Origin of the sequence: Lentzea flaviverrucosa, from assembly GCF_003350445.1 — a bacterium.
Taxonomy (GTDB): domain Bacteria; phylum Actinomycetota; class Actinomycetes; order Mycobacteriales; family Pseudonocardiaceae; genus Lentzea; species Lentzea californiensis.
In genome coordinates this window covers 1,020,306-1,046,577 of the sequence record NZ_QQAU01000001.1, presented here as the reverse complement: position 1 = coordinate 1,046,577, position 26,272 = coordinate 1,020,306, and the positions used below count along the sequence as shown (strand labels likewise).

The following is a 26,272-nucleotide window of genomic DNA, read 5'->3' as shown; positions in this document are numbered from 1 at the left end:
CGAAGCCCGGTCATCCGCTGGATGGCCGGGCTTCGTCCGTTCGCAGGCGGGCGTGCAGATGCATGTCGTGCCAGCCGTCCGCGTGACGTGCGACGCCACGTGCCGTGCCCTCGACGCCGAAGCCGAGTTTGGTGGCGACCCGGCACGACGCCGGGTTGGCCGTCGAATGATCCAGAGCGAGCCTGTGCAGGCCGGCCACGCCGAAAGCCCACCGGGTCAAGGCCTGTGTGGCGCGCACGGCGACACCGGCACCGCGCGCGGCAGGCAGCACCCAGTACGACAGGCCCGCCGTCGCCTCGAACAAGGAGACGGTGCGCAGACCTGCCTGGCCGATCGGCCGGTCGCCGCCGTCGACGATCGCCCAGCTGGCGTCGGTTTCCTCGTCCCAGCGCATCGCCCAGGCCGAGATCCACGCACGGGCCTCGGCGGGGGAGTCCATGCGCCGCACGTGCCACCGCTGGATGTCGGCGCAGTCGAAGGCCGCCATCACGGTCTCCGCGTCACCGTCCCGCCAGGGCCGCAACGTCGTGCGATCGTCCACGACGAGGCGCGGTTGTTCGAGGACGCGCAGAGAACCCGCGGGCAGGGCAGGGCTCACGAGGTGCGGCATCGGTCGCTTCCGATCACTCGTTCGTCACGCCGAACGGCACGTGCACGCACGGCACCGTCTGGACCAGGTGCCCGCGCTGGTCGTCGAAGAAGATGTGCGGCTTGAGCACGTCCAGGATCGGCGCCTTCTCCAAGCCACCCAGGAAGAACGCGTCGTTCACCGTGAGGCCCCACGCCTTGAGGCTGTTGATCGCGCGCTCGTGGGCGGGAGCGGACCGCGCGGTCACCACCGAGACCCGGATGCGGTCCTCGGCTTGGCGCTGGATCCGGTTCACGCCCGCGAGGAAGTTCCTCAGCGGACCGGGATCCAGTGGTGTGACGACGTTCGTGGCCTCGTGCCGCTGGAACTGGTCGAGGCCGCCGCTCTGGTAGATCCGCTCGGACGCGTCGCCGGCCAGGACGCCGTCGAAGTCGAACGCGATCCGCAGTGCCGGATCGTCGTCGTCCTGGAACGACGACTTGAGCACCTGGCCCGCCGGGAGGCCGGCGAGGGTCGCCTTGCGGACGTCGTTCTCGTTGGCGGACAGGAACAACGACATGTTCAGCGCCGGCATGAACTCGTGCGGTGCGCGGCCCTCGGTGAAGATCGCGCGGGTGATCCCGAGGCCGTGGTGCGCGGCGGAGCGGAGGATGCGCAGGCCCGTGTCGGGGGAGTTGCGCGACAGCACGATCACCTCGACCAGCGGTGCCAGCGCGTTGAGGCGCAGCAGGCGGCGGAGGAACGGGAACGCGACTCCGGCGGCGAACGGTTCGTCGAGGTGTGCTTCCTGGTAGGTGCGGTAGGCCTGTTCGCCCTCGGTCGTGAAGACGGCGTCGGACTGCTCGAGGTCGAACAAGGCGCTCGACGCGACGCCTACGACCAGCAGGTTCTCCAGGCTGGGAGCCACATCACGGGATCGTAGCGGCCCGGTCCCCGCTTTTCTGGTACGGTCGTACCAATGTACTGGGTTGTGCTGGTGGCCTCCGGGGTGCTGGAGGCCGTGTGGGCCACGGCGCTCGCGGCGTCGAAGGGTTTCCGCCGGCCGTGGCCGGTGGTGGTGTTCGCCGTGTCCATGACGCTGAGCGTCGTCGGGCTCGCGTGGGCGATGCGGGAGATCCCGGTCGGCACGGCGTACGCGGTGTGGGTCGGCGTGGGGGCCGTGCTCACGGTGCTCGTCGCGGTGCTGCGCGGTGAGGAGAAGCTCGGGGTGGCCAGGGCGTTGCTGCTCGTCGCGTTGATCGGCTGCGTCGCGGGCCTGAAGGTGGTGAGCTGATGTACTGGGCCGTGTTGCTGGCCAGCGCCGTGCTCGAAGCGGTGTGGGCGACGGCGTTGTCCCAAGGGGCCTACGTGCTCTTCTTGATCGCCGCGACGCTGAGCATGGTCGGGCTTTCCGTTGGCATGAAACGAATTCCGGTCGGGACCGCGTACGCGGTGTGGGTCGGCACCGGTGCCGCCCTGACCGTGACGTGGGCGATGATCACCGGTGAGGAAGCGGTCTCCGCGTGGAAGATCGTGTTCCTCACCGGGATCATCGCCTGCGTCATCGGCCTGAAGTTCCTGAAGTCAGGAGGATCAGGCGTTGAGGGTCCACCGCTGGTTCGCGGTTCCGGCGCAGTCCCAGAGCTGAAGCCTGGTGCCGTCGGCGGAGCTGTTCCCGGTGGCGTCGAGACAACGTCCTGACCCCGCGTTGCGCAGCTGGCCGTTGGCCTCGGCGGTCCACTGCTGGTTGCCCGCACCCGTGCAGTCCCACAACTGGGTCACCGCGCCGTTGGCGGTGCCGGACGCGTCCAGGCACTTGCCCAAGGCGCGCAACGTGGCTCCGTTGCGAGTCCACTTCTGGGCGTTGGTGCCGTTGCAGGTGTAGAGCTGGATCGCGGTGCCGTTGGCGGAGCTCGCCGCGGCCACGTCCACGCACTTGCCGCCGAACCCGGTGAGGGTGCCACCGGTGGGCGGGTTCGGGGTGCCGCCGCCGGCGGTCTCCCAGATGGCGTTGAGCAGGCTGGTGCTGCCGGTCGTGTCCTGGGAGAGCTCCCAGTTCATGATGCCGCCCGCGTTGGCCAGCGCCCACTGGGTCTTGCGACGGATCGTCGGAAGGCCGTTGTAGGAGTTGCCGTTGTAGGTGTCGCGGTTGGCGTTGGCCGGGTCCTGCGCGACGAGGTCGCGGTAGGAGATGTAGGTCGGCCGGCTGTAGAACGGCACACCGAGGACGGCCTTGCTCGCCGGCAGTCCGCGGTTCTTCCAGAAGTTGACGGAAGCGATCGACCAGTCGTAGTTCGCGTGCGGGCTGCCGCCGTCGTAGGCCATGATGTTCAGCCAGTCGACGATGCCGAACACCGCGGGCTGCACGCCGTTCGCCGTGCCGCCCTCACTGACGACCGCGGCCGTGAGCAGCTTGCCGCGGCTGTGCAGCTGGTCGCCCAGCTGGCGCATCAGCAGCGTGTAGTTGTCGCCCTCGACGCCCGGATCCGGGTACTCCCAGTCCATGTCGACGCCGTCGAGGTTGTACTGGCTGACCAGGTTGATCAGTGCGTTGACGAACGTCGTGCGACCGTTGGCGCTGGCCGCGAGGATCTCGAAGTTGTCGTCGTTGCCGTCGTTCCAGCCGCCGACCGCGATCGAGACCTTGACGCCGTTCTGGTGGCCGAGGCTCACCAGCTGCTGCAGCTTGCCGGGGTCCGGCACGCCCTGGAGCGTGCCGTTGGAGTTCGGCAGCACGAACGAGTAGTTGATGTGCGTCAGCTTGTTGTACGGGAGCGTGCTGACGTTGCCGGCCCACGACGGCATGTAGCCGACGCTCTTGAACCCGGCGGGGTAGGCGGCCTGCGCGGCAGGCGCCATGACTGTCAATGTCGCCGCGGCGGCGGCCAGCGCTAGGCCGGCGGCACCGAGGCGTGAGCGGAATGAACGCATTGCAGGGAGAGGCCTTCCACTTCGTCGAGCGCCCACCGCGACGTTAGTGGTCTAGACCGGTTGCGGGAAGATCGACTGGGGACCGGAACTGGTTCCGGTCTGCTCTCGCGCCATCACCGCAGGTAGGAGGCGCCGTTCACGTCGATGATCGTGCCGCTGGCCCACACCGCGTCCTCCGTGGTCAGCCACGCGACGGCCGCGGCGACCTCTTCGGGTTCGGCGACGCGCCCGAACGGGCTCTGCGCCCGGATCCGCTCGCCCTCCGGGCTCGCGAGGAGGTCGGTGACCATGTCGGTCCTGACGAAACCCGGTGCGACGCCCGCGACCGCGATGCCCTGCGACGCCAGCGACTGGGCGAGCGACTGGGTCATCGCGTGCAGGCCCGCCTTCGCCGCCCCGTACGCGGGGCGTCGGGTTCACCCCTGTAGGCACCCCGCGACCCGACGTTGACGATGCGGCCGCCGCGGGGCATGTGCCGGACCGCGTGCCACGCGAGGTCGGCCGGCCCGTACAGGTTGAGCTCGATCGTGCGGCGCCAGGCCTGCTGCCACTCCTCGAAGCTCGTCGTGGCGATGGGGTGGTGGAAGTAGATGCCCGCGTTGTTGACCAGGACGTCGAGACCGCCGAGCTTCTCGGCGGTCTCCTGGACGATCCGCCCGGCCTGGTCCGCGCCGAGGTCGCCCTGCACGGTGACGTGTCCGTCGCCGTGCAGGTTCCCGGCCACGGTGCGCGCCTCGTCCGCGCCGGAGCGGTAGTGCACGGCGACCTGGTGGCCTTGCCGGGCCAGCGCGTGGGCGACGGCGGCGCCGATGCCACGTGAGGCCCCGGTGACGAGTGCGCGTCGAGTCATACGACGATCATGCCTGATTGTCGATCATCCACTTGCCGTTCTGCTGCACCAGCGTGTACGTGTGCGTCTCCGTCGTGAAGATGGCGTCGCCCTGCATGTACTGCAATGTCACGGTCACCACGTTGGGGCCCTGCGGCGCGACGTTCGACAGCCTCACCGAGGTGAACCGGTTCCAGAACTGCTGGTACGTCTGGAAGGTCTGGTTGCGGCTCGCCTTGAAGTTGTCGGTGAGCGTCGCCCAGCCCGCTTCGAGGTTGCCCGGCCTTTCCGCGTAGTAGGCGGTGATCGCCTCCTGGGCGCTCGCCGGCCCGGCGGGGGGCTGCGGGGTCTGGCCCTGGCTGGGGGTGTTCTCCGGCGGGGTCGTCTGCGAACTGGCGGGCGGCTGCGTCTGGCTGTTGCCCGGCTGCTGCGGCTCGGTCTGACCCGTCGTCTGCCCGCCCGTGTTCTGGCTCGGCGTGCTCGACGTGGACTGCCCGTTGCTGCCGGGCGTCTGGGCGTTCTGCTTGTCGCCCTTGGGCCACAGCAGGAACGAGCCGACGCCCACGGCCAGCACGAGCAGGACGATCGCGATGGGGACCAGCGGGAACTTGCGACGGTTCTCGTCGGGCTCCGCCGGGGGCACCGGTGCCGGTGGATCGGAGGCGGCGACTCCGGCGCCTCCTGCCACGAGGGTCTGACGGATCGGGGTGGTGGGCTTCGGGGTGACCGGCGGGGCCGGTTGGGGCTCCGGGGTGGTGGGCTCGGGTTCCGGGGTGACGGGCGGCGCGGCCGCCGGCGTCTCCTGCGCCGTGCCGATGTCCGCCTCGGGCGCGGTGGACGCGGCTGGCTCGGCCTCGACCTCTGCCACGGGTTCCGGTTCCGGCTTGGCGGGCGGAGCCGTCAGCCCGGCGGCCTCCACGGCCGCGGCACCCGCGACCAACCCCGCGGCGGCGGCCGCGGCCTCCTGCTTCGCCTTCTCCTCCGGCTGCGCCTCCACGGGGAGCTTGACCGTCGCCGGGATGACGGCGGTCGCCTCGGCGGCGAGTGGCGTCTCGTTCACGACGGCGGCCAGCAGGTGCACCGCCTCCTGCATGGTCGGGCGGCGTGCCGGGTCGGTCGCGAGGAGCCGGAACAGCACGGGGGACAGCAGGGGGCCCGCGTTGGCCGGCGGCATGATCGAGCCACCGGCGACGCGGTGCAGCATCACGAGGTTGTTGTCCGCGGTGCCGAACGGCGGGCCGCCCTCGACGGCGTTGTAGAGCGTGGCGCCCAGTGAGAAGACGTCGGAGGGCAGACCCGCGTCCTCGCCGCGGGCCACCTCGGGGGAGAAGAAGGCCGGCGTGCCGACGGTGCCCGTCGCGGTGGCGGTGCCGTCGTCGTCGGTGGCACGGGAGATGCCGAAGTCCGTGATCTTGACTTCCTGGTCGCCGATCAGGACGTTGCCGGGCTTGACGTCGCGGTGCTGGATGCCGTGGCGGTGCGCGGCGGCCAGGGCGGCGGCGGTGTAGCACCCGATGCGGGCCACCTCGCGCGGTGGCAGCGTGCCCTGCTCGGCGATCACGGCTGCCAGGCTGCGGGAGGGGAGGTACTCCATGATCAGCCAGGGGCGGTCTTCCTCCTCCACGACGTCGTAGACGCGGATGGCGTTCGGGTGCTCCAGCCGGGCGGCGAGGCGGGCCTCGCGCATCGCCCTGGCCTTCGCGCGGTCCACTCTGGCGTCGTCGAGGCCGTCCAGCGCGAGCAGTTCCTTGGCCGCGACCACGCGGTGTAGTTGCTCGTCATAGGCCTGCCAGACGACTCCCATCGCCCCTTGGCCGACCTTCTGCTTCAACTGGTAGCGGCTTCCGATCAGCCTGCTGCTCTCCTCCACGCGGGTGCTCCCGTCCCCTCTGATCACTCACAAGTGTGACGGTTGCCGCGGTAGCCGTTGACCATAACCCTATCTGGGGGTATATATGGGGTTATGCCGAAAATCAACGTGTACCTCCCCGACGACCTGGCCGATTCCGTCAAGGACATGAACATTCCCGTCTCGGCGATCTGCCAGAGAGCCCTGGAGGGTTCCGTCAAACGGATCATCGCGATCCGGGGGCTCACCGTCGAAGACTTGAAACGCGACAACTTCCCGCACTTCACCGACCGCGCGTGGCGGGCGCTCCGGATCGCCGCGGAAAGCGCGCAGGGCACGAAGATCGGCACGTCCCACCTCCTGCACGGCATCGTCGGCGAGGGCGGGAACCTGGCTCTGGACGTGCTCCGCGCGATCGACATCACGCCGGACGGCCTTCCCTCCTCCATTCCCGCGGACACCGGCGGGAAACCCGGTTTCGCCGACGACGGCGCCGCCGCGCTGGAACTCGCCGTCACCGAGTCCATCGCGCTCGGGCACAACTACGTGGGCTGTGAGCACCTTCTGCTCGGCATCGTGGCCGAACCGAACGGCAGGGGCGGTGAGGAACTGCGCGAGCTGGGCGCGGAGATCAAGGGCACGCGCCGCGCCGTCCAGACGGCGCTCGCGGGCATCGTCCACCTGAAGAAGCAGCAGCAGGCCGCCCCGGACGCGGCGAAGGTCCTGGAGATGATCATGTCGCGGCTGGCCCGGCTGGAGCAGCACGCCGGTATCGGCTGACGAGCTCGGCGCCGATGCGCGCCAGGTGTTCCTCCACCTCGGGCGACTCGACGGTGATCAGGCCGCCCCACCCGGCGACGTTGCGGGCGATGTCGAGCGGCCGCGGCGCCGTCAGCCGCACCCTCGTGTGCTCACCCTGCTCCTCGACGACCGTGCAGTGGCGTCCGTGCTGATGCTGGAAGACGGCCAGGAACCGAGTCGGCACGAGCATGGTGGCCGACGTCTCCGACCGCCTCGCCTCCATCTTCGTGACGACCTCGTCCCAGGCACCGGCGAGCTCGAAGTCGGCGGGCCGGGAGGCCGGGGTGCCGGTGAGGGAGACGCCCGTGACGCGGTCGAGCCGGAACGTGCGCCGCCCGTCACCGGTACCGGCGATGAAGTACCAGGAGCCGTCCTTGTCGACGAGTCCCCACGGGTCGACCTCGCGCTCCTTCGGTGCCTCGCCCCGCTTCTGGTAGGTCAGCCGCACCCGCACCTGTTTGACCACGGCCTGCTGCAGCGTCGTGGCCAGGGCAGGCCTGTCCTTGGTGTCCTCGCCCCACGCCGCCGTGTCGACGATCGTCGCGTCCGCGGCGGCCTCGGCCTCGGTGCGGAACGTCTGCGGCAGCGCGCGGACCAGCTTGCGCAGTGCCGACTTGATCTCCGGGGCGACGGACGCGGCCGGCCCGGCGACCAGGAACAACGCCTGGGCCTCCGCCGAGGTCAGGCCGCTCAGGTCGGTGCGGGCGCCGCCGACGAGCGACCAGCCCCCGCCTCTTCCCGGCTGGGGGTACACGGGTACCCCCGCCGCGGACAGCGCTTCGAGGTCGCGCCTGGCGGTGGCGTTGGAGACTTCGAGCTCTTCGGCCAGCTCGGCGGCGGTCACCCGGCCGCGAGCCTGCATCAGCAGCAACACGGCGACTAGACGGTCTGCGCGCATGTCTCCAGGTTCCCGCTAAAAGTGCTCATTGGATGAGCACTTTACGGCGGAAGCTGAGAACACAACCGGACGAGGACCACCTGGAGGCAGTTGTGTTGCGAGGAATGTCGACCGTGTCCTACTTCGCCGACGACCTGACCGAGGCCCGCGACTGGTACGCGTCGTTCCTCGGCGTCGACGCGTACTTCGAGCGGAGCACCCCGGACGGCGTGCTCGCCTACGTCGAGTTCCGCATCGGCGACTACCAGGCCGAGCTCGGCCTGGTGAACCGCCGCTTCGAGGTCACGCCGTCCGACGGCCCGGCGGGCGAGATCCTCTACTGGGCGGTCGACGACCTCGACGGGACGCTGGCGAGGTTGCTGGAGCTGGGCGCCAAGCTCCACGACGAGCCTCGGGTGCGCGGCGAGGGGTTCGTGACGGCGTCGGTGGTCGACCCGTTCGGCAACATCCTCGGGGTCATGACCAACACCCACTACCTGGGCATCGCCGAGCGGAACCAGGCCGGCCGCCGAGACGCGTGACGCGGGAGCCGTAGTCGCGGGCGACGCGGTCCGTCGTCCGCATATCCTCCGGTGATGACGACGCGGCTCGCCATCACCGGACATCGTGGGCTCTCCGCGGCACTGGAGGCCGAGGTCGACCGGATGATCCGCGCCGCGGTCGCGGAGACCGGCTCCGTGGTAGGGGTCTCGTGCCTCGCGGACGGTGCGGACGCGGTGTTCGCGCAGGCCGTGCTGGACGCGGGCGGTGCGCTCGTCGCGGTGCTGCCGGCATCGGGGTACCGCGACACGTTGCCCGAGGCCTACCGGCCCGTCTACGACGCCTTGCTCGCGCGGGCGGCCAAGGTCGTGCAGCTCGAACACGTCACGCCGGACCCGCACGCCTACATGGAGGCGGGCAAGCGGATGGTCGACGAGTCCGACTCCCTGCTCGCGGTGTGGGACGGGCTGCCGGGGCGTGGCCCTGGTGGAACCGCGGACGTGGTGGACTACGCGCGGTCGAGAGGCGTGCCGGTCACGGTGCTGTGGCCCGAGGGCGCCGTCCGCTGAGCTTCTCTCCCAGCAGCACGCGGAACAGCACCGCAGGGCGGAGCAGAGTCGCCGGATGGCCGGCGAGCTGGGAGACGCGGACGTACGCGCGGTAGACCCGCCGGTTGCCGGGGATCGCCGCGATCACGCGGCCGGAGTACCACCGCATCAGGCGCGCCGACAGCGGGAGTTTCCTGGTGGCCCAGCCGAGATCGGCGGTCGTCGCGAACGTCCACGGGAACCTGGCGGCCTTGGCGACCGCGCGCTGGAACATCAGCGGCTCAGCCGCGAGGTCGTGCTCCTGCAGCAACGTGCGCAGGTCCGCGCAGTTCAGGGCGGTGACCGTCAGGCCGTGTCCGTGCACGGGATCGAGTGACACCACGGAGTCGCCGAGCGCGAGCAGGCCACGCGGCCAGTCCGGGACCTGGTGGAAGCGGTTCCAGCGGTTGCGCAGGTTGCCGGAGCGGTGGATCGCCGATGCCGGGGTGGCCGTCTTGACGATCTCCGCGACGTCCGGGCACCGCAGGCTCGTGGCGTGGTCGAGGAAACCGTCGTCGTCCGCCGGCGCGGTGTCGCCGTCCGCGCCGAACAGAGTCACGAGCCAGCGTGAACCGTCCACAGAGGACACCGCTCCGCCGCGTCTCGTGCCGGGCGCGTGGGTGGTCTCGCAGGCGTTCTTCCAGCCGAGGTCCAGGTCGCGGTTCACCTCGTAGAGGCGCGAAGCGCAGGTGACGTGGCCGTTGACGATCCGCGGCGCGGGGCAGTGCACGCCGAGTTCCGCGAGCCACGACACCAGCCTGCTGTCGCGGCCCGACGCGTCCACCACGAGGTCCGCGTAGTCGGTGAACGTACGGTCGCCGCGCCGGCCGTGCGCCCCGGTGACCGTGCCCCGGTCGTGCAGCAGGCCTTCGACCGTCACACCGTCCACAAGGGACACGTTGGCGAGCCGCAGCACCCGGCGCCGGATGATCCGGTCGAGCGTCACGCGCGTCACCGAGAGCACGCTCAGGCCCAGGCGGTCGCGCGGTGCCGGGCCGTTCGGGAAGCGGTGCAGGAAGTCGCTGCCCAGGTCGGCGCGGACGGCCCCCGCGTTCTCCAGCTCCCTGCCGATCCGCGGGAAGAGGGCTTCCAGCGCCTGCGCACCGCGCGCCGGCAACGGGTGCGGGTGGTGGGCCTGGGGAACACCTGCGCGGTGGCCGGCGTCGGCGGTGATCGCGTCCCGTTCGACCAGCACGACGTCGCCGTACGACTCGGACAACACCCTCGCCGCGAGCAGTCCCGCGAAGCCGGCGCCGATGACGAGGGCGCGGTCGGAGTACATGGCGGCCATGCTGGCAGAGCGCCCCTCCCGGGGGACCCGCCAAGAGTCCTGTGTTTCGCCCCCGGTCAGGACAGCTCCGCGGCCAGCTCCGCCCGGCTGCGCACCCCGAACTTGGCGAAGAGCGACTTGAGGTGGTCCTGCACGGTGTAGGGCGAGATCGCCAGCCGTGCCGCGATCTCCGACGTCGGCTGCCCGGCCAGCACCCCGTGACAGACGTCCTCCTCACGGGTGGTCACGCCGTGCGCCTTGAGCCGCAACCCCAGCAGGTCCGCGCCCGACGCCCGGCTGATCGTCACGGCCGCCTCGCCGGTCTCGTCGCCCACGAGCTCGCTCGCTTCGAGCAGGATCCAGCCGCCGTGCGCATCGCGGAGCCTCGCCCTGAACGTCCCCGCGCGCGCTCCGGCCGCCGCGGCCCGCAGCACCACCGCGAACCGGCCGGGCGCGACGTCCTCCAGTTCGTCGCGCCACCGTGCGGCGGACGCGGTCGAGGCGCGGATCGTGCCGTCGCCGGTGACCACGACGATGGCCGGAGCGCCGGTCCGGCGGGCCGAGGTGCGCGCCGCGACCTGGGTGGCGGCTCCTATCGCGGGTGCCACCCACGTCATGAACTCGAGCTCACGCTCGCTGAAGTCGTTGGTGCGCACCATTCCCGCCCCGCCCCAGCAGGTGTCGCCGACGCGGAACAACGACCGCAGCTCGTGACTGAGCCCGAGTGGCCGCCAGACCTCGTTCAGGCGTGCCGACCGCTCGTCCTCGAGCCTCGCCACCGTGTCGCCGCGCTGCGCCAGTGCCGCGAAGGTGTGCGGTTCGCCGGGCGTGTACTCGCAGGTCGCGAGCACCGGTTCGTACTGCTGGGGGATGCGGTCGGCCCCGCTGGTCATGGTGCTGAACACGCCAGAGTCCGGGTCCATCGACGCCCAGCAGGTGAGGTCGCACGGGACCACCCGGCCGACCAGGGCGATGGCCGCCTCGTGCAGTCGCGCGACGTCGAGTCCCGCGCTCGCCAGTGCCGTGACGTCGCGTCGCACGCCGAGCGCCCGACCCTCCCACATGGTTGGCAGTATGCGCCCGCGTCCGGGAGCCCGGGATCCCAGTTTTCCGGGATGTCGCGGCTCGTCCGGCGCAGGGAGGCTTGGTCGCATGCTGACCACTGCAGGCGAGGGCGACGTGCTCACCGTGCCCGACGCGACCATCACCGTCCGGATCCAGGGGAAGTCCACTGGCGGCGCCTATGAGTTGTTCGAGGTGGACGCGCCACGGGGAGAGGCCGCGCCGCCTCACCGCACGCCGTGGCCCAAGGCCTACTACGTGCTGCACGGACGCATGGCGGTGTTCCTCGACGGCGAGTTGTTCGACCTGTCGCCGGGTGATGCCATCACGATCCCGCCCAACGCGTCCCACACGTTCACCGTGCACACGCCGTCCGTGCAGTTCCTGGCGTTCGCCGTGGGAGAGGCCATGGGCGCGTTCTTCCGCGACCTGTCCGGGAACGGGATGGAGGCGTTGGGTCGCCACGGCGTGACGCAATGAGGGTCGTGGTGTTCCTGCCGCCCTGTCGTTCGAGGTAGTGAACAGGGGCGGTAGAAAGAAGGAACACCGATGACCACATGGGGGAACTTGTCTTGAAGACGATCGAACTACCTGACGGCGCTGTGATCACCGGGCGTGGCCTGCGTGACGGGAAGATCGTGGAGCCGCACCCGCAGTACGGGGTGTACCTGCAGCCGAAACCGGTCGACGTGCCGTGGGCGCACGACTGGATCGACTGGCCGGACTTCCGCCTCCCGCGTGACCACGACGCCGCGATCAGCCTGATCCGCTCCCTGCACGCCAGGGCGCTCTCCGGCGAGCAGGTCGAGGTGGCGTGCAGCGGTGGCATCGGCAGGACCGGCACGGTGATCTCGTGCCTGGCTGTGCTCGCCGGTGTCCCGGCGGCCGAGGCCGTGGCGTGGACGCGCGCGAACTACCACCGGCGTGCGGTCGAGACGCCGTGGCAGAAGCGCTGGGTCAGGAACTTCCCCGCGTAGGGACTTCCCGGGCTAGGAGTCGAGCTCGACCACGGAGCGCTTGTGCACCAGCTCGACGACCTCCGGCGGCACCGAGTCGCCGGCCGCGAGCAGCCGGGGCAGCAACGCGGCCTCCGTGGTCAGGGCGCGGAAGCACAGCTCGACCGTCACGTCGTGGCCGGGCCGGTGCACGACGCTGATCTCGTCGCCCGGCCCGATCAGGCCTTCTTCGAGCACGCGGAAGTAGGCACCGGGCCGGGCCTGCTGCGTGAACCGCTTCACCCAGCCGCGCTGACCGAGGAACTCGGCGAACGTGCGGCACGGGATGCGCGGCCCGGTGACCTCCAGCAACGCCGATCCGATCCGCCAGTGCTCGCCGACCAGCGCGGTCGTGTGGTCGATGCCCTGCGTGGTCAGGTTCTCGCCGAACTGGCCGTTCGACAGCGGGACGTCCAGCTCGGACTGCCACCAGTCGAGGTCTTCGCGCGCGTAGCCGTAGACGGCCTGGTACTCACCGCCGTGCACGGTCCAGTCGCCGATCGAGTCACCGGCGACGCCGCTGCCCGCCGTTCCCTTCGCCTCGGTCGGGCTGACCCGCAGCGGCCCGTCCACCGGGCGTTTGTCGATGCCGGTGGCGCCCGCGCGGGCGTAGTCGACCGGGATCGTCTTGCGGGCGACGTTCAGCGAGAGCACGACAGGCATGGTCACGAGACTATTGGCCGACGGCCTTGGCGGCGATCGAATTGACGTAGTCCTGGTACTTGCCGACCTTGTACGTGATCAGGTCCATGCACTCCTGCAACTGCACCATCTGCTGCTGAACGCGTTCCTGGTGCTCCTTCAGGATGCCGAGGCGCTGCGACTCGTTGCCGTCGCCCTGGCGGACCAGGTCGGTGTAGCGGCGGATCTCCGGCACCGGCATCCCGGACATGCGCAGCATGATGCACATCCGCAGCCAGTCGACGTCCTGCTGCGTGTACACCCGGCGTCCTCCCGGTCCTCTGTGGACCTCCCGCGCGAGGATGCCCTCCTTCTCGTAGAACCGCAGCGCGTGCACGCTCAGTCCGGTGCGTTCGGCCACCTGTCCGATGCTCAGCCCCATGTCACCGAGCATAGGCTTGACCTAGAGTCGGCTCTACTTCATAGGTTCTCGCCATGAACATGCGCTATCGCGTTCTCGGGGGAACCGGCATCGAGGTCAGTCACCACTGCCTCGGTGCCATGATGTTCGGCTCCGTCGCCAACAACGACCACGAAGAGGGCGTGCGGATCATCCACCGCGCCCTCGACGCGGGCATCAACTTCGTCGACACCGCCGACATGTACTCGGCGGGGGATTCCGAGGAGATCGTCGGCAAGGCGCTGAAGGGCCGTCGCGACGACGTCGTGCTGGCCACGAAGTTCCACTTCCCGCTGGGGGAGGGGCGCAACCGCGGCGGCAACTCGCGGCGCCATGTCGTGCGGGCCGTCGAGGACAGCCTGCGGCGGCTGGACACCGACTGGATCGACGTCTACCAGGTGCACCGGCCGGACTACCGGACCGACGTCGAGGAGACGCTGTCCGTGCTGACGGACCTGGTGCGGCAGGGGAAGATCCGGGCGTTCGGGTGCTCCACGTTCCCGGCCGAGGAGATCGTCGAGGCGCACCACGTGGCGCTGAACCGGGGCCTGATGCGGTTCCGCACCGAGCAGCCGCCGTACTCGATGCTGGCCCGCGGGATCGAACGGTCGGTGCTGCCGACCGCACAGCGCCTGGGGATGGGCGTGCTGGTGTGGAGCCCGCTCGCCAGCGGGTTCCTGTCGGGCAGGCACCGGCGGGGTGCGTCGGCGGAGGCGTTCCGGGCGACGCTCAGCCCGGAGCGGTTCGACGAGTCGCTGCCGGGCAACGCGGCGAAGTTCGAGGCCGTGGAGCAGTTCGCGAAGCTCGCCGACGAGATGGGGGTGTCGTTGCCCGCGCTGGCGATCGCGTTCACGACGACGCATCCGGCGGTGACCTCGGCGATCATCGGGCCGCGCACGATGGAGCAGCTGGAGTCGTTGCTGGAGGGCGCTTCGCTGGTGCTCTCCGACGACGTGCTGGACCGGATCGACGAGATCGTGCCGCCCGGTGTGGACACCTACGACGTGCACGGGTTCTGGAAGCCGGCGTCGCTGCTGGAGGTCCACCAGCGACGCCGGCCGCTCGATCAGCGCTGAGTCAGGCTCACCACTGCTGGGTGCTCAGGCCGGTGCCGAGGTAGATCTGGTCGTGCCCGTTGCCGTCGTTGTCGTCGGTGTAGACGACGGTGACGCGGCCCCAAGGGTCGACGCCCACGGCGGGCTCGTCCTGCCTGCCGGTGGCGTTCGAGACCGTGAGCTGCCGTTCGGGACGGCCCGTGGTGGTCCCGTCCGGGTTGTAGGCGCTGGTGTGGACGTCCTGCGCCTCCGCCGTGGTCACCGCGACGCCGAGCTGGTCGTCGATGCCGATCTGCGGGTCGGTGCCGGTGGTCTGCGCGACGGCACCGCGTGAGGTCCCGGCCGCCGTGAACGACTGCGTGCGGACGCCGGACTGCTCCCAGGCGACGGCGAAGTCACCGTTGAAGTTCGCCGCCACGGCGGGGCGTTTTCCCTGCCCCGTCGTGGTCTGCGCCTGCTTCACGCCCCCGGCCGGGGTGACGATCTTGCGGGCGACGTTCGCGTCCGCCTCCCACACGACGATCGCGTTGCCCGCGGCGCCCATCGCGACCTGCGGCTTGGCGTGGGTGCCGCCGGCGTTGTTGACCTGCGCCTCGTAGGACTTGGAGCTGATCGACGCGAACACGCTCACCCGCACCGTGGGCGCGGCGGTGCCCTGCTCGTCCTCCCACGTGACCGCGAAGCCGCCGCTGTCGGGATCCGCCGCGACGCTGGGGAAGTGCTGCTGGCCGTCCGCGCTGGCGTTGGCCGTGCCGGAGCCCGACACGGTCCCGCTCGCGCTGACGGAGCGGACGGCGATGTTGTAGTAGCCGTTGCCGTCCGGGTCCTCCGACCAGACGACGACGGCGCTGCCGTCCTCGCGCACCGACACGTCCGGCTGCCAGTGCCGCCAGGTGCCGGTGCCGCCGGTGGAGAGCTTCTTCTCGTAGACCGAGGTCCCCTCCTTGTAGAGGCGGATCCAGACGTCGGAGTGGACCGGGTCCTCGGGGGCGGTGGTGTCGCGGTCGTCCTCCCAGACGACGGCGGTGTAGCCGTTGCGGGAGGCCGAGACGGACGCGTTGTCCTGGTCGCCGGTCGAGTCGCTGTTGACCGTGGACCACGTCATCGGAACCGGGGCGAGCAGCAGGCTCGCGAGCAGCAGTGTCTTCACGGCGCCTGCAATCCGGGGTTGGTGGACTCGACGACGTAGCTGCCGACGGTCTTGACCGGGTAGTCGCGGACGGTGACCTTGTCGACGGCGCGGTAGTCGACGCGCATCTCGGCTGAGGTGGTGCGGGTCTTCACATAGCCGCGCAGGTTCTTGAAGTACTTCACGTGCGGGTTCAGCGTCGGGTTGAGGCTGTTGTCGGCCGCGTTGCCGTCACCGCCGGACGTGACGGAGGTGGTGACGAGCTCGGTGCCGATGACCCGGTTCTGGGTGCCGTAGTTCTGCATGAGGTTCGCACCCCAGCTGCGGTGCACGTCGCCGGTGAGCACGACCGTGCCCTTGTTGCCGTTGGTGTCCCAGGCGTTCTGGATCCTCGTGCGGTTGGCGGTGTAGCCGTCCCACGCGTCCATGCTCTTGGACCCGTCCGCGGCGGCGAGCCGTTGCGCGAAGAACACCTGCTGGCCCAGGAAGTCCCAGGTGCCGAGCTTCTGGCGCAGGCCGTCGATCAGCCACGTCTCCTGCGAGGTGCCGGTGAGCGTGCGTGCCGGGTCGTCGGCGGCGGGGCAGACCTTCGTGCCGTCGCCGCACGCTTGGTCGTTGCGGTACTGGCGGGTGTCGAGCATGTGGAACGTGGCGAGGCTGCCCCAGCGGACCCTGCGGTGCAGCAGCATGTTCTCCGCCGTCGGCGCCTGGGCGGACCGCAGCGGCATGTGCTCGTAGTAGGCCTTGTACGCGGCTGCGCGGCGGGCCTTGAAGTCACCGGCCGGGTTGGTGTCGTTGCGGATCAGGTTCGCGTAGTTGTTCTCGACCTCGTGGTCGTCCCAGACGACGAGCCAGGGCGCGGCGGCGTGCGCGGCCTGCAGGTCCGGGTCGGCCTTGTACTGGGCGTGGCGGACGCGGTAGTTCGCGAGCGTGCTGATCTCGGTGGCGGGCGCGAACTTGCGGACCTTCGTGGTGGTGGCGGCGCCCTCGTAGATGTAGTCGCCGAGGTGCAGGATCAGGTCGGGCTGTTCCTCGGCCATCCGGCGGTAGGCCGTGAAGTAGCCCTCCTCGTAGTGCGCGCACGAGGCGAAGAGCATGGTCAGTTCGGGCTGCGTGCCCACCGCCGGTGCGGTCAGCGCGCGGCCGACGGGGGAGATGTGGCCGCCGGTGCGGAAGCGGTACCAGTACTCACGTCCCGGCTCCAGGCCGGTGAGGGTGACGTGCACGGAGTGAGCGCTTGCCTGGGTGGTGGTGACCGTGCCGGTGCGGGCGACGGCGGTGAAGCGCTCGTCGGTGGCGACCTGCCATTCGACGGCGGTGCTGGTGTTGGGCATCCCGCCGAGTCCGTCGGCGTTCAGCGGGTTCGGGGCGAGGCGGGTCCAGAGCACGAACCCGTCGGCCGCCGGTTCGCCGGATGCGACTCCGAGGGTGAAGGGGTAGCCGAGGGCGTTCGCCGGGGCGGAGGACGCCAATCCGATGCAGGCCCCGGCGCTCGCTCCCGCGAGGCCGCCCACGATGAAGGTACGTCTCCGTAACGTGGTCATGACCCGCAGGCTTACCGAACGCGGGTAAAGGCCCGCCTAACGGCGTGCGGCTTCAGAGTGGTCTCCCACCAAGCAAGAGCGGCGATGTCGTCGTGGTGTATGTCGAACGCGTCGGCGAGCAGTTCGGCGGCGCTGAGCGGCAGGCCGGTGTCGCGGACGGCGCGGTAGAGCAGCGCCACGTGGTCGCGGGACCAGGTTTCGAGGCAGAGACCGGGTAATCGTTCCGCCTCGCAGCACGGCTGGGCGCACACGACGATGTCGAACCACTCGTCCTCGTGGTCGTTGAAGGCGACCGTGACGCCGAAACGGTCCGGGCGCAGCGCGGTGACCTTGCTGTGGCGGGTCTCGTAGTGCAGCGGAAGGGGGAGTGCGGCGAGTCGTTTCGCTGCGTGGCGGTCCGGGCCGGTGAGCACGACCGGCTCGTGGTGGGTGCCGTGGTCGAGCACGACCACGTCCCACGTGCTGCGGGCGAGTCTGAGCGCGGTGGCGAGACCGGAGATGCCGGTCCCGACGACGAGTGCTGTGGCCATGACCAGCCCCTTCCCCCTAGGATTGAGGCTAGCGAACGTTCAGAAATTTCTGAAGACAGGATGACTGTGACGGGCGAGACAGATCGCAGGGAAGCCGCCGAGCACCTGGCGCTCACGCTGGTCGGCGCCGGGATGCAGCGCATGGGAGCGCGGACGATCGCGGCGTTCCTGTTCTCGGAGGAGGAGTCGCTGACCGCGGGAGATCTGGCTCGGGAACTGGGTGTGAGCGCGGGATCGGTGTCCGGTGCGATCAGGATGGTCGCGCAGATGGGGCTGATCGAGCGGATCCACGTCGCCGGCAGCCGGCGTGAGCACTTCCGGATGCGCGACAACGCCTGGACGACGCTCTACTCGCGGCAGCACTCCGTCGTCGACGACGTGCTGGGCGCCGTGGAGAAGGGGGTCGAGGCGGTCGGGCCCGGTCGCGCGCACGACCGGCTCGAGTACATGCGGGACTTCTACGCGTTCCTGCTCAACGAGGCGCCGATGCTGGTGGAGCGCTTCGAGCGGCAGCGTCGTGGAGGACCCCGTTCATGATCAGGTCGAGCATCCGCCTCGCCTGATCCGGGTCGCCGTTCTGGGCGACGCCGATCAGCAGCGCCATCAGGTCCATGGGCTCCGTGCGGGCGTTCAGCGGGGTCAGCAGGGTCTGGACGGCCTCGGTCATCTTCGCGCGGCTGTGCTCGAACGGGTTGAGACCCAGCGCGATCACCGCCTGCAGCGCGTCCTTGAGGTCGCGTTTCGTCGCGGCGTAGGCGATGAAGCGGTCCATCCACTCCCTCAGCGCCGCCGCGGGTTCGTGGGTCTCGAGCAGTTCGGGCGCCGCGTCGCAGAGCTTCTCCAACTCGGTGCGGTAGACGGCCTCGATCAGCGCCTCGCGGGTGGGGAAGTGGCGGTAGAGCGTGCCGATCCCGACGCCCGCCTTCTTGGCGATGGCGCCGAGCGTCACGTCCTTCTCGTGGGTGAACGCGTCGAGCGCCACCTCGATCAGCAGTCCCCGGTTCCGGACCGCGTCTGCACGCACTTCATCACTCCCATGGGGCATGTCACTTGCGAAACGGAGGACCCTCCGCTTACTGTGGAACTCGAACCGGAGGAACCTCCGTTTCAGTGTACGACACAGGTTGGGGAAGTCAGATGAGTGAGCGCATCACCACCCCGTTCGGCTTCGGGAGCACCGCTCTCGAGGTCGTCGAGGGCGTCGACCTCTCGGGCCGTCGCGCCGTGGTCACCGGTGGGGCGTCGGGCATCGGCGTCGAGACCGTACGGGCGCTGGCCGCCGCGGGAGCCGAGGTCACCATCGCGGCGCGCGACGTCGAGGCGGGCCGGAAGGTCGCCGCGGACGTGTCCGCCACCACGGGCAACGGCAGCGTGTCGGTCGCTCCGCTGGAGCTGACGTCGCAGGAGTCGGTCAAGGCCTTCGTCGCGGCGTGGGACGGGCCGTTGCACCTGCTGATCAACAACGCGGGCGTGATGGCCTCGCCGCTGACGCGCACGCCGGAGGGCTGGGAGCTCCAGTTCGCCACGAACCACCTCGGCCACTTCACGCTGACGCTGGGCCTGTTCGACGCGCTGCGCGCCGAGGGCGCCCGCGTCGTGAACGTCAGCTCGGCCGGCCACCTGAGCAGCCCGGTGGTGTTCGAGGACATCCACTTCGAGCGCCGCGAGTACGACCGCTGGAAGGCGTACGGCCAGTCCAAGACCGCCAACGTGCTGTTCGGCGTGGAGGCGGGTCGCCGCTGGTCCGGCGACGGCATCACGATGAACGCGCTGATGCCCGGCGGCATCCTGACGGCGCTGCAGCGCCACATCTCGCAGGAGGAGCTGCAGGAGCGCATCAGGCTTCGCGGCGGCGGCGACAACCCGCTCCAGCTCAAGACCCCGGAGCAGGGCGCGGCCACCACGCTGGTGCTCGCCGTGTCCCCCTTGGTGGAGGGCCGTTCGGGCCTCTACTTCGAAGACTGCAACGAGGCGCTCCCGCACGCCGAGGGCACGACCAACGGCGTGGCCGCCTACGCGACCGACCCCGAGGCCGCCGCCCAGCTGTGGAAGGTCTCCGAGGAAACAGTGAAGGTGCAGGCATGATCACCACAGGATTCGGCTTCGACACGACGGCCCTGGAGGTAGCGGCGACCGCCGATCTGGCAGGCCGCCGAGCCATCGTCACCGGCGGCGCCTCGGGCATCGGCGTGGAAACCGTCCGGGCCCTGGCCACGGCCGGAGCCGAGGTGACGATCGCGGCCCGCGACATCGACGCGGCCGGACGTGTGGCGGCCTCCCTGTCCAGGTCCACCGGCAACAAGCACATCTCGGTGGCCCACCTGGACCTGGCCTCGCAAGCCTCGGTGAAGGCCTTCGCCCGCACCTGGGACGGCCCGCTGCACCTGCTGATCAACAACGCGGGCGTCATGGCCACCCCGCTGACCCGCACCCCGGAGGGCTGGGAGCTCCAGTTCGCCACGAACCACTTCGGCCACTTCACCCTGACCCTGGGCCTCTTCAACTCAATGCGAGCCGAAGGCGCCCGAGTCGTGAACGTCAGCTCCTCCGCCCACCTCATGGGCGAGGTCGTGTTCGACGACATCCACTACGCCCGCCGCGAGTACGACCGCTGGCAGGCCTACGGCCAGTCCAAGACCGCAAACATCCTCTTCGGCGTGGAGGCAGGCCGCCGCTGGTCCGGCGAGGGCATCACCATGAACGCCCTGATGCCCGGCAGCATCGCCACCAACCTCCAGCGCCACCTCACCCCCGAGCAGATGCAGGAGCGCATCCGCCAAAGCGGCGCAACGGCCACCCGCAGGGTCAAGACTCCGGAACAGGGTGCCGCGACCACCCTCGTGGTGGCCACGACCCCGCTGCTGGACGGCATCTCGGGCAGGTACTTCGAAGACGGCAACGAGGCCGAGCCGGTCACGGGCGGCTCGCACATGCGCGGCGTCGCCCCGTACGCCCAGGACCCGGAGGCGGCGGCCCAGCTGTGGAAGGTGTCCGAGGAGACCCTCTGGTCCCTGAAGGCGGCCTGAGCCGCGGCGAACTCCGGGCCGGCGCGGTCGGGGTGGTGACGCGGTTGGGGTGTTGACGCGGTCGGGAGGGCGGCGGGAGTTCGGTGGTGGTGCGGCCCGGTCAGCCGCCGGTTCGCCCGCCCCTGCCGGCTCCAGGCGAACGCTTCAACCGCATCCTGGCCGAGTCAACAACGTCTCAGGGGAGGCACACCTAGCGGACCGGCGCTCGCACTGCTTCCCGCTGCGCATCGCCAACGGTGTGCCAGAGCCTCAGCGCGCGCCGCCTCGATCATCCGGTGTGCGACGACCGACAACGCCACGGCCCCGCTGGCGATCCCACGCCTGTCGGACCCACCCCATCTGTGCCAGTGGTGCGGGAGATCCCTCAGCGCAGACGTGCGCGATCGGGCGTCCCGCGCAGCATCGTCGGCCTCGCGGGCAGCCGCCTACGCCTCAACCCGAGGACGGGTCCTCGGCCAGGCGGAAGAGGTTGCGCACGGGTGCACGTCGACCGCGATGCTCGTCCCGACCTCGACGATCTTCTCGCCGTGGACGACGTGGCTCGTGGTGAACGTCGCCCGGCCCGGCACGGTGACCAGCATCCCGACCCTGGTGCAGCGGTCCTCGCCGCACCACACACGCTCGGCGGACGTGACCTGACCCAGGACGTGCACGCCGGCCGTGTCCAGGTCGCGCCACACGCGCCGGTCCCGTGCGGTGCCGAGGACGGCCACGATCGTGACGACCACGGTGAAGGCGGTCAGGACGATGCCTGTCACGACGACGGCCGGCTTGCCTCGGCGGGGACGTACCCGCCCAGGCCGGCCGCCCAGGGCCAGGGGGCCGGTGCTCATGACCGCGAGCCCGAGCGCGGTCCAGAACGGCTGCTGGAAGAAGACCGGCGGGCGGCTCACCGGGCCTTCGGCCTCAGGTGTTCCCACGCTCGTCATGGCATGGCCCGCCTGCCGTGAGGCGACAGGTTCGAGATACCTCGTAAGTGTCCTGGCACAAGCGGAACACAGCCGCGCGGCCACGCCTTCGAGGTGACCGACATCGGTCGGTAGAGGTCTGGACCATTTCATGCTTCAATGACAGCGGGTCGCCGCCTGTAAGCGAAAGGTGAGCGAATGTCCGCCCGCTTGTTGCCGAGGGCACTGACAGCCCTGCTTCTGCTCATGAGCACGATGCTCGTCCCGTCCACCGCCCAGGCGGCCGACACGTGCGCGCTCAAACCCCGTCCCGCGGGCAAGGTCCTGCACGGGTACTGGGAGAACTGGGACGGCGCCTCCAACGGGGTGCACCCGCCGTTCGGCTGGACCCCGATCACCGACAGCCGCATCAAGCAGCACGGGTACAACGTGATCAACGCGGCGTTCCCCGTGATCCGCTCCGACGGCACCGTGCTGTGGGAGGACGGCATGGACGTCGGGGTGAAGGTCGCGACGCCCGCTGAGATGTGTGCGGCGAAGGAGGCCGGGGCCACGATCCTGCTGTCGATCGGTGGCGCGGCGGCGGGCATCGACCTGAGTTCGGCCGCGGTGGCCGACCGGTTCGTCGCCACCGTCGTGCCGATCCTGAAGAGGTACAACTTCGACGGGATCGACATCGACATCGAGACCGGCCTGGTCGGCAGTGGCAACATCAACCAGTTGTCGGCGTCGCAGGCGAACCTCGTTCGCATCATCGACGGTGTGCTGGCGGCGATGCCGGCCGGGTTCGGGCTCACCATGGCGCCGGAGACCGCGTACGTGACGGGCGGCAGCGTCGTGTACGGCTCGATCTGGGGTGCTTATCTGCCGATCATCAAGAAGTACGCGGACAACGGCCGTCTGTGGTGGTTGAACATGCAGTACTACAACGGTTCCATGTACGGGTGCTCCGGCGACAGCTACTCGGCCGGGACCGTGCAGGGGTTCGTGGCGCAGACGCAGTGCCTGAACAAGGGACTGGTCGTGCAGGGCACCACGATCAAGGTGCCCTACGACAAGCAGGTTCCCGGGCTGCCCGCGCAACCCGGTGCCGGCGGCGGTTACATGAACCCCACGCTGGTCGGACAGGCGTGGAACAGCTTCGGCGGGCAGCTCAAGGGGCTCATGACCTGGTCCATCAACTGGGACGGCTCGAAGAACTGGACCTTCGGCGACAAGGTGAGGTCGTTGCAGGGGCGTTAGAGCACGATGGTGTTCTGCCCGGCGGCGATGCGCCATGCACCATCCTCTTTGGACAGGACGTACAGCGGTGAACCCTCGTTCTGGTCGAGGATCGGGGTGCCGTCGGGCCGGACGGGACGCTGGCGGATCTTGACGGCCGCCACGTCGGGCCGGATGAAGAGCACGTGCGCCACCTCGTACGTGGCGGTCGCCTCCTTCGCCGCGCCGGGCAGGACCTGGCGGGTGAAGGAGGCGATCTCGTCACGGCCGGTGAGCCGCTTGCCGTGCGCGGTCGTCCAGACGGCGTCGGAGCGGAAGAGGCCGATGAACTCCTCGGGGAGCTCGTTCTGCTGCGAGTGCTGGACGGTGGCGACGAGCTTCTCGATCTCTGCGATGTCGGTCATGGTCAAGATCGTCGTACCTCGACCAAGATGGAGGTCAAGCCCTTCGGGTCACTGGCGGGGTGCGACCCGCGACTCGTAGGGCTTCGGCTGGTACCAGGGGTTGTAGTAGCAGCCCGTGCCGTACTTCTTGTCGTGGCCGGGGCAGGCGTGCGAGATCAGGAACGGGTTGGAGCGCACCCCGAACTTCTCCCAGGCGGACAGGGACTGCATGGCCGCGGCGTACTCGGAGTCGCTGAACGCGCTGTGCGTCGCCTCGGTCGTGAAGGTCTGCACGAGGTTGTACCAGCGGCCGGCCTTCCTCACGGTGTCGCGGTAAGCCGACTCGTGCTCGACGAACGCGGTCGGGTCGCCGATCGCGTGCACCGACAGGACCGGGATGTCGATCTTGCCGGTGAGATCGCTGTCGTAGGCCAGTTCGGCGCGGGCCGCCGGGTCGGCGGCGAAGCGTTCGACGCCGGCGTTGAGTGCCTTGTCGTCGTGCGAACCCTGGTACACCACACCCGTGTTGCTCCACGGGTTCCGGTCGCCCAGGCGGTTGTGCACGATGTCGCGGAACGTGAACGTCGCGAAGTTCAGGTGCGAGTTCAGCGTCTCCTCGGGGATCTTCGTGACAGTGAGGACGTCGTTGAGCTTCTGCTGCTGCTCGGGCGTGCGACTGCCCGCCACGCCAAGGCATTCCTCGATCCTGCTGCGCAGACCGGCGGTCGTCATCGTCGAGCCGGGCCGCAGGCCCTGCCACAGCGGGTACTGCGCCTCGGACGGCCTCGGGTGGTTGCCGCAGTAGTACTGGTAGACCACGCGCAGGTCGACGCGGTAGTCGTAGCCGCGCGTGCCACCGGCCATGACGCCGCTCGTGAGCAGCGCCGCGTCATAACCCTTGTACAGCTCGATGGTCTTCGCCGCGACGTTGCCGCCCCACGACTGCCCGTGGAGGTACACCTTGTGCGGCTTGAGCATCCCGGTGACCATCCTGCGCAGGTTGTCGGTGTCCTCCGCCGCCATCCGCGTGCCGTACCCGCCGCGCCGGTACGAGGTGCCTGCCCACGCGTACCCCTCCTCGACCATGACCGACCAGCGGTTCAGGTCGTCACGCGTGCGTTCCGGCGTGGGATCGCCGAGGTCGGGTCCGCCGTGCGAGTGCACGACGAGCGTCTTGTTCCACTTCTTCGGCACGGCGATCGTGTAGTACGCGCCGTTCGGGTCCCGGCCTTCGTAGCAGGTGGTGCCGGCGGGGACGTTCTCCGGGCACGGTGCTGTGGGAGGCAGGTGCACCGGCGACGTGAGACTCGCGGTGAGTGCGAATGCCAGCAGGACGTTCATGGCGGGAATCGTGAGTCCAGCTCGGCAAGTGGTCCAGTTCACTCGCACAAACTTGGGATTTCCCTGACGTTACGATCGTGGTCCGTTGCGGTAGTGGACGCTGTTGAGCACATGACGCGCCCACGCGTGGTCAGCCGGGTCGTCGTGCACGCAGGTCACGACGACCATCTCGCCGAACCGGGCGACGTGCCCGTGGAACTCGTGCTGGCCCGAGGCGGAGGTCAGCCACAGGGCGTGCCGCAACTCGACGCCGTCGCGTTCCTGGAACCGCTGCTCCTCCGGCACTTCCGGCGCGCCCTCCAGGGCGAGCTCCAGGAACCGCTCGGCGGTCGTGCCCTGGGCCCGGCGGACGTCGACGAACACCGCGCGGCCGGGCCCGGCGAACCGCAGGCCCTCCTCCAGCACGTACGGGGTGAGGCCCGCGGTGCGCTCGATGCTCCACCGGCCGGGCAGCTTCTGCTGGATCGAGACCGGCAGCTCGACCAGGTACCCGCTGAGCACCTCGTCGCGGTCCCAGACCTTCCCGAGCAGCGGGTGCCGGACGTACTCCGGCAGGTCGCCGGGCTCGCGGACCTCGGCGGCGACCTCCGCGCCGCGCAGGCCGTCCCACGGCTTGATGTCGTGCGCGAACGTGCCGGTGAACTTCAGCGAGTCGTAGCCGGGTCCGTCCCACGAGTCGGCCGCGTGCAGGGCGGCCGGCCGGTCGACGCGCATCCAGGCGCCGAACCACAGCTCCAGGTCGCCGGTCATCTCGACGAGCAGCACGCACCGGACGTACGCGGCGTCGCCGGTCAGGAGCACGTTGCCGCCGGCCAGGAGCGTGGGGGCGCGCACGCCGGGCGGCAGACCCAGGTCCAGGTCGATGGCGCCCGAATCGTCGAGGTCGGCGCCGCAGCAGTCGCAGGCCGTCACCCGATGTACCGGACGCTGTTGAGCACGTGCTGCGCCCACGCCCTGTCGACCGGATAGCGGTGCACGCAACGCACGGAGATCATCGTGCCGGGACGGACGACGTGCGCGTGGAACACCTGTTCCTCGTGGCCGTCGATCACCTCGCTGAGCCAGAACGCGTGACGCAGCTCCGGGCCGTCGTGCTGGACGGAGTGCTCGGCGCTCGCGGGGTAGCCGTCCAGGACCGCGCCGAGGAAGTCGCTCACGCTGCCATTGGTGAGGTCGGCGTAGACGTCGAGCGCCACCCGGCGGTCCGGGCTCGTGAACCTGACCGTGCGGCCGTCGACGACGCAGCGCATGCCCTCGGTGCGCTCGATGGTCCAGACCTCGCCGAGCGTCTCGCGGACCGGCACGGGCAACGGGTGCCGGATGCGGCACAACACCTCGTCCCGGTCCCATTCGCGCTCCAGCAACGGGTGCGAGGTGAAGTACGGCAGCTCGTCGGTGTTGAGCACCGTGGCCTCGACGGGCACCCCGAGCACGTCCCACGGCTTGATGACGTTCGCGAACGTGCCGGTGATCCGCAGGTTCGCGTACTGCTCGTCGTTGTCCCACACGGCGTGGGCGTACATCGCGTCGACCTTGCTGATCTGCGTCCACGCGCCGAACACGATCTCGGTTCCGCCGGTCAGCCGAACCGGGAGCAGGCAACGGATGTAGGAGTCACCGTCCGGTCCGACGAGCAGCCCGCCCGTGGGGGCGCCGAGCCGCTCGCCGGGCACCCCGAGCAGGCGCTCCGGACGGTTGAGCCGGTAGTCGATGCGGTCCGTAGAGGTGATCTCGGCTCCGCAGCATCCGCATTGGACGGTCATGCGCGCATGGTAGTGGTGCGA

General features: G+C 69.9%; 30 protein-coding genes and 1 pseudogene. 12 read left to right on the top strand and 19 right to left on the bottom strand.

Translation table 11 applies throughout. From position 1 onward, the window contains the following. Nucleotides 1-10: 10 nt before the first annotated feature. Both DFR72_RS04755 and DFR72_RS04750 read right to left on the bottom strand, forming a co-directional pair. A complete protein-coding gene (locus DFR72_RS04755; RefSeq protein WP_090063857.1) occupies nucleotides 11-610 on the bottom strand; it encodes a GNAT family N-acetyltransferase in 600 nt (199 codons plus the stop codon). A 13-nt stretch (nucleotides 611-623) separates the two neighbouring features. Next, on the bottom strand, nucleotides 624-1,496 hold the full coding sequence (locus DFR72_RS04750) for a 5'-nucleotidase (protein ID WP_090063858.1): 873 nt from the start codon (nucleotides 1,494-1,496) through the stop codon (nucleotides 624-626). A 51-nt stretch (nucleotides 1,497-1,547) separates the two neighbouring features. Here DFR72_RS04750 and DFR72_RS04745 point away from each other — a divergent pair, with 51 nt between their 5' ends. Together DFR72_RS04745 and DFR72_RS04740 are read left to right on the top strand one after the other, a co-directional pair. Then, nucleotides 1,548-1,862 carry a DMT family transporter gene (locus tag DFR72_RS04745; RefSeq protein WP_090063859.1) on the top strand — a complete coding sequence of 105 codons (315 nt, stop codon included), beginning with the start codon at nucleotides 1,548-1,550 and terminating at the stop codon, nucleotides 1,860-1,862. Further along, the gene (locus DFR72_RS04740; protein ID WP_090063860.1) at nucleotides 1,862-2,269 is read left to right on the top strand and encodes a DMT family transporter; all 408 of its coding nucleotides are present in this window, start codon (nucleotides 1,862-1,864) and stop codon (nucleotides 2,267-2,269) included. The genes DFR72_RS04745 and DFR72_RS04740 overlap by 1 nt, the downstream gene beginning before the upstream one ends. Here DFR72_RS04740 and DFR72_RS04735 read toward each other — a convergent pair. From DFR72_RS04735 to DFR72_RS46220, 3 genes and pseudogenes are all read right to left on the bottom strand, one after another. Continuing rightward, nucleotides 2,162-3,427, bottom strand: coding sequence for a glycosyl hydrolase family 18 protein (locus DFR72_RS04735; RefSeq protein ID WP_211335302.1), 1,266 nt, complete (start codon nucleotides 3,425-3,427; stop codon nucleotides 2,162-2,164). The genes DFR72_RS04740 and DFR72_RS04735 overlap by 108 nt on opposite strands. A 185-nt stretch (nucleotides 3,428-3,612) precedes the next feature. Next, a pseudogene (locus DFR72_RS04730) lies at nucleotides 3,613-4,349 on the bottom strand (SDR family NAD(P)-dependent oxidoreductase). 7 nt (nucleotides 4,350-4,356) lie between these two features. Further along, nucleotides 4,357-6,198: a protein kinase domain-containing protein gene (locus tag DFR72_RS46220; RefSeq protein WP_177224504.1), complete on the bottom strand. Its 1,842-nt coding sequence runs from the start codon at nucleotides 6,196-6,198 to the stop codon at nucleotides 4,357-4,359. Between the two features lie 93 nt (nucleotides 6,199-6,291). Here DFR72_RS46220 and DFR72_RS04720 point away from each other — a divergent pair, with 93 nt between their 5' ends. After that, nucleotides 6,292-6,957 (top strand): Clp protease N-terminal domain-containing protein, encoded by a 666-nt coding sequence (locus DFR72_RS04720; RefSeq protein WP_090063862.1) that lies wholly within the window; start codon nucleotides 6,292-6,294, stop codon nucleotides 6,955-6,957. Here DFR72_RS04720 and DFR72_RS04715 read toward each other — a convergent pair. Continuing rightward, complete coding sequence (locus DFR72_RS04715) at nucleotides 6,911-7,876, bottom strand: helix-turn-helix transcriptional regulator (RefSeq protein ID WP_090063863.1); 966 nt, start codon at nucleotides 7,874-7,876, stop codon at nucleotides 6,911-6,913. The genes DFR72_RS04720 and DFR72_RS04715 overlap by 47 nt on opposite strands. Nucleotides 7,877-7,980: 104 nt before the next feature. On the opposite strand from DFR72_RS04715, the gene DFR72_RS04710 reads away from it, so the two are divergent. Beyond that, nucleotides 7,981-8,397 carry a VOC family protein gene (locus DFR72_RS04710; RefSeq protein ID WP_114773598.1) on the top strand — a complete coding sequence of 139 codons (417 nt, stop codon included), beginning with the start codon at nucleotides 7,981-7,983 and terminating at the stop codon, nucleotides 8,395-8,397. A gap of 54 nt (nucleotides 8,398-8,451) precedes the next feature. After that, a complete protein-coding gene (locus tag DFR72_RS04705) occupies nucleotides 8,452-8,925 on the top strand; it encodes a hypothetical protein (protein WP_090063865.1) in 474 nt (157 codons plus the stop codon). Here DFR72_RS04705 and DFR72_RS04700 read toward each other — a convergent pair. Both DFR72_RS04700 and DFR72_RS04695 read right to left on the bottom strand, forming a co-directional pair. Continuing rightward, on the bottom strand, nucleotides 8,891-10,225 hold the full coding sequence (locus tag DFR72_RS04700; RefSeq protein ID WP_170176121.1) for an FAD-dependent oxidoreductase: 1,335 nt from the start codon (nucleotides 10,223-10,225) through the stop codon (nucleotides 8,891-8,893). The two genes, DFR72_RS04705 and DFR72_RS04700, sit on opposite strands and share 35 nt — an antisense overlap. A gap of 65 nt (nucleotides 10,226-10,290) precedes the next feature. After that, nucleotides 10,291-11,277 carry a response regulator transcription factor gene (locus DFR72_RS04695; RefSeq protein WP_090063867.1) on the bottom strand — a complete coding sequence of 329 codons (987 nt, stop codon included), beginning with the start codon at nucleotides 11,275-11,277 and terminating at the stop codon, nucleotides 10,291-10,293. 88 nt (nucleotides 11,278-11,365) lie between these two features. Between DFR72_RS04695 and DFR72_RS04690 the strand changes: the two genes are divergently transcribed. Together DFR72_RS04690 and DFR72_RS04685 are read left to right on the top strand one after the other, a co-directional pair. Beyond that, the gene (locus DFR72_RS04690; RefSeq protein ID WP_090063868.1) at nucleotides 11,366-11,755 is read left to right on the top strand and encodes a cupin domain-containing protein; all 390 of its coding nucleotides are present in this window, start codon (nucleotides 11,366-11,368) and stop codon (nucleotides 11,753-11,755) included. Nucleotides 11,756-11,832: 77 nt separating this feature from the next. Beyond that, the gene (locus tag DFR72_RS04685) at nucleotides 11,833-12,252 is read left to right on the top strand and encodes a protein-tyrosine phosphatase family protein (protein WP_090063869.1); all 420 of its coding nucleotides are present in this window, start codon (nucleotides 11,833-11,835) and stop codon (nucleotides 12,250-12,252) included. 12 nt (nucleotides 12,253-12,264) lie between these two features. On the opposite strand, the gene DFR72_RS04680 is transcribed toward DFR72_RS04685, so the two are convergent. Further along, nucleotides 12,265-12,933 carry an MOSC domain-containing protein gene (locus tag DFR72_RS04680; protein ID WP_090064509.1) on the bottom strand — a complete coding sequence of 223 codons (669 nt, stop codon included), beginning with the start codon at nucleotides 12,931-12,933 and terminating at the stop codon, nucleotides 12,265-12,267. A gap of 10 nt (nucleotides 12,934-12,943) precedes the next feature. Further along, on the bottom strand, nucleotides 12,944-13,333 hold the full coding sequence (locus DFR72_RS04675; RefSeq protein ID WP_211335301.1) for a MerR family transcriptional regulator: 390 nt from the start codon (nucleotides 13,331-13,333) through the stop codon (nucleotides 12,944-12,946). A 59-nt stretch (nucleotides 13,334-13,392) separates the two neighbouring features. On the opposite strand from DFR72_RS04675, the gene DFR72_RS04670 reads away from it, so the two are divergent. Continuing rightward, the gene (locus DFR72_RS04670) at nucleotides 13,393-14,427 is read left to right on the top strand and encodes an aldo/keto reductase (RefSeq protein ID WP_090064510.1); all 1,035 of its coding nucleotides are present in this window, start codon (nucleotides 13,393-13,395) and stop codon (nucleotides 14,425-14,427) included. A 7-nt stretch (nucleotides 14,428-14,434) separates the two neighbouring features. Here the strand turns inward: DFR72_RS04670 and DFR72_RS04665 are convergent, their stop codons facing one another. Genes DFR72_RS04665 through DFR72_RS04655 form a run of 3 tightly spaced genes read right to left on the bottom strand, consistent with a single transcriptional unit; the run spans nucleotide 14,435 to nucleotide 17,609 of the window. Further along, entirely contained in the window at nucleotides 14,435-15,556 is a 1,122-nt protein-coding gene (locus DFR72_RS04665; protein ID WP_211335300.1) for a hypothetical protein, read from the bottom strand. Further along, nucleotides 15,553-17,079: an alkaline phosphatase D family protein gene (locus tag DFR72_RS04660; RefSeq protein WP_090063871.1), complete on the bottom strand. Its 1,527-nt coding sequence runs from the start codon at nucleotides 17,077-17,079 to the stop codon at nucleotides 15,553-15,555. Before DFR72_RS04660 ends, DFR72_RS04665 begins: the two co-directional genes overlap by 4 nt. 11 nt (nucleotides 17,080-17,090) lie before the next feature. After that, on the bottom strand, nucleotides 17,091-17,609 hold the full coding sequence (locus DFR72_RS04655; RefSeq protein ID WP_090063872.1) for an FAD-dependent oxidoreductase: 519 nt from the start codon (nucleotides 17,607-17,609) through the stop codon (nucleotides 17,091-17,093). A 60-nt stretch (nucleotides 17,610-17,669) separates the two neighbouring features. Here DFR72_RS04655 and DFR72_RS04650 point away from each other — a divergent pair, with 60 nt between their 5' ends. After that, a complete protein-coding gene (locus DFR72_RS04650) occupies nucleotides 17,670-18,146 on the top strand; it encodes a GbsR/MarR family transcriptional regulator (RefSeq protein ID WP_090063873.1) in 477 nt (158 codons plus the stop codon). Here the strand turns inward: DFR72_RS04650 and DFR72_RS04645 are convergent. Further along, the gene (locus DFR72_RS04645; protein WP_245982517.1) at nucleotides 18,082-18,633 is read right to left on the bottom strand and encodes a TetR/AcrR family transcriptional regulator; all 552 of its coding nucleotides are present in this window, start codon (nucleotides 18,631-18,633) and stop codon (nucleotides 18,082-18,084) included. The two genes, DFR72_RS04650 and DFR72_RS04645, sit on opposite strands and share 65 nt — an antisense overlap. A gap of 113 nt (nucleotides 18,634-18,746) precedes the next feature. On the opposite strand from DFR72_RS04645, the gene DFR72_RS04640 reads away from it, so the two are divergent. Both DFR72_RS04640 and DFR72_RS04635 read left to right on the top strand, forming a co-directional pair. Then, entirely contained in the window at nucleotides 18,747-19,694 is a 948-nt protein-coding gene (locus DFR72_RS04640; protein ID WP_090063875.1) for an SDR family NAD(P)-dependent oxidoreductase, read from the top strand. After that, on the top strand, nucleotides 19,691-20,635 hold the full coding sequence (locus tag DFR72_RS04635) for an SDR family NAD(P)-dependent oxidoreductase (RefSeq protein ID WP_090063876.1): 945 nt from the start codon (nucleotides 19,691-19,693) through the stop codon (nucleotides 20,633-20,635). Before DFR72_RS04640 ends, DFR72_RS04635 begins: the two co-directional genes overlap by 4 nt. A gap of 425 nt (nucleotides 20,636-21,060) precedes the next feature. Here DFR72_RS04635 and DFR72_RS04630 read toward each other — a convergent pair whose 3' ends face one another. After that, complete coding sequence (locus DFR72_RS04630) at nucleotides 21,061-21,555, bottom strand: hypothetical protein (protein ID WP_143086645.1); 495 nt, start codon at nucleotides 21,553-21,555, stop codon at nucleotides 21,061-21,063. 186 nt (nucleotides 21,556-21,741) lie between these two features. On the opposite strand from DFR72_RS04630, the gene DFR72_RS04625 reads away from it, so the two are divergent. Then, a complete protein-coding gene (locus DFR72_RS04625) occupies nucleotides 21,742-22,785 on the top strand; it encodes a chitinase (RefSeq protein WP_090063878.1) in 1,044 nt (347 codons plus the stop codon). Here the strand turns inward: DFR72_RS04625 and DFR72_RS04620 are convergent. The 4 genes from DFR72_RS04620 to DFR72_RS04605 all read right to left on the bottom strand — a co-directional run bounded on the left by DFR72_RS04620 (nucleotide 22,782) and on the right by DFR72_RS04605 (nucleotide 26,251). Continuing rightward, nucleotides 22,782-23,168 (bottom strand): SgcJ/EcaC family oxidoreductase, encoded by a 387-nt coding sequence (locus tag DFR72_RS04620; protein WP_090063879.1) that lies wholly within the window; start codon nucleotides 23,166-23,168, stop codon nucleotides 22,782-22,784. The genes DFR72_RS04625 and DFR72_RS04620 overlap by 4 nt on opposite strands. A gap of 48 nt (nucleotides 23,169-23,216) precedes the next feature. After that, entirely contained in the window at nucleotides 23,217-24,488 is a 1,272-nt protein-coding gene (locus DFR72_RS04615) for an alpha/beta hydrolase family protein (protein ID WP_090063880.1), read from the bottom strand. Nucleotides 24,489-24,557: 69 nt separating this feature from the next. Then, a complete protein-coding gene (locus DFR72_RS04610; RefSeq protein ID WP_090063881.1) occupies nucleotides 24,558-25,400 on the bottom strand; it encodes a hypothetical protein in 843 nt (280 codons plus the stop codon). Beyond that, entirely contained in the window at nucleotides 25,397-26,251 is an 855-nt protein-coding gene (locus tag DFR72_RS04605) for a hypothetical protein (protein ID WP_090063882.1), read from the bottom strand. The genes DFR72_RS04610 and DFR72_RS04605 overlap by 4 nt, the downstream gene beginning before the upstream one ends. Nucleotides 26,252-26,272 lie beyond the last annotated feature (21 nt).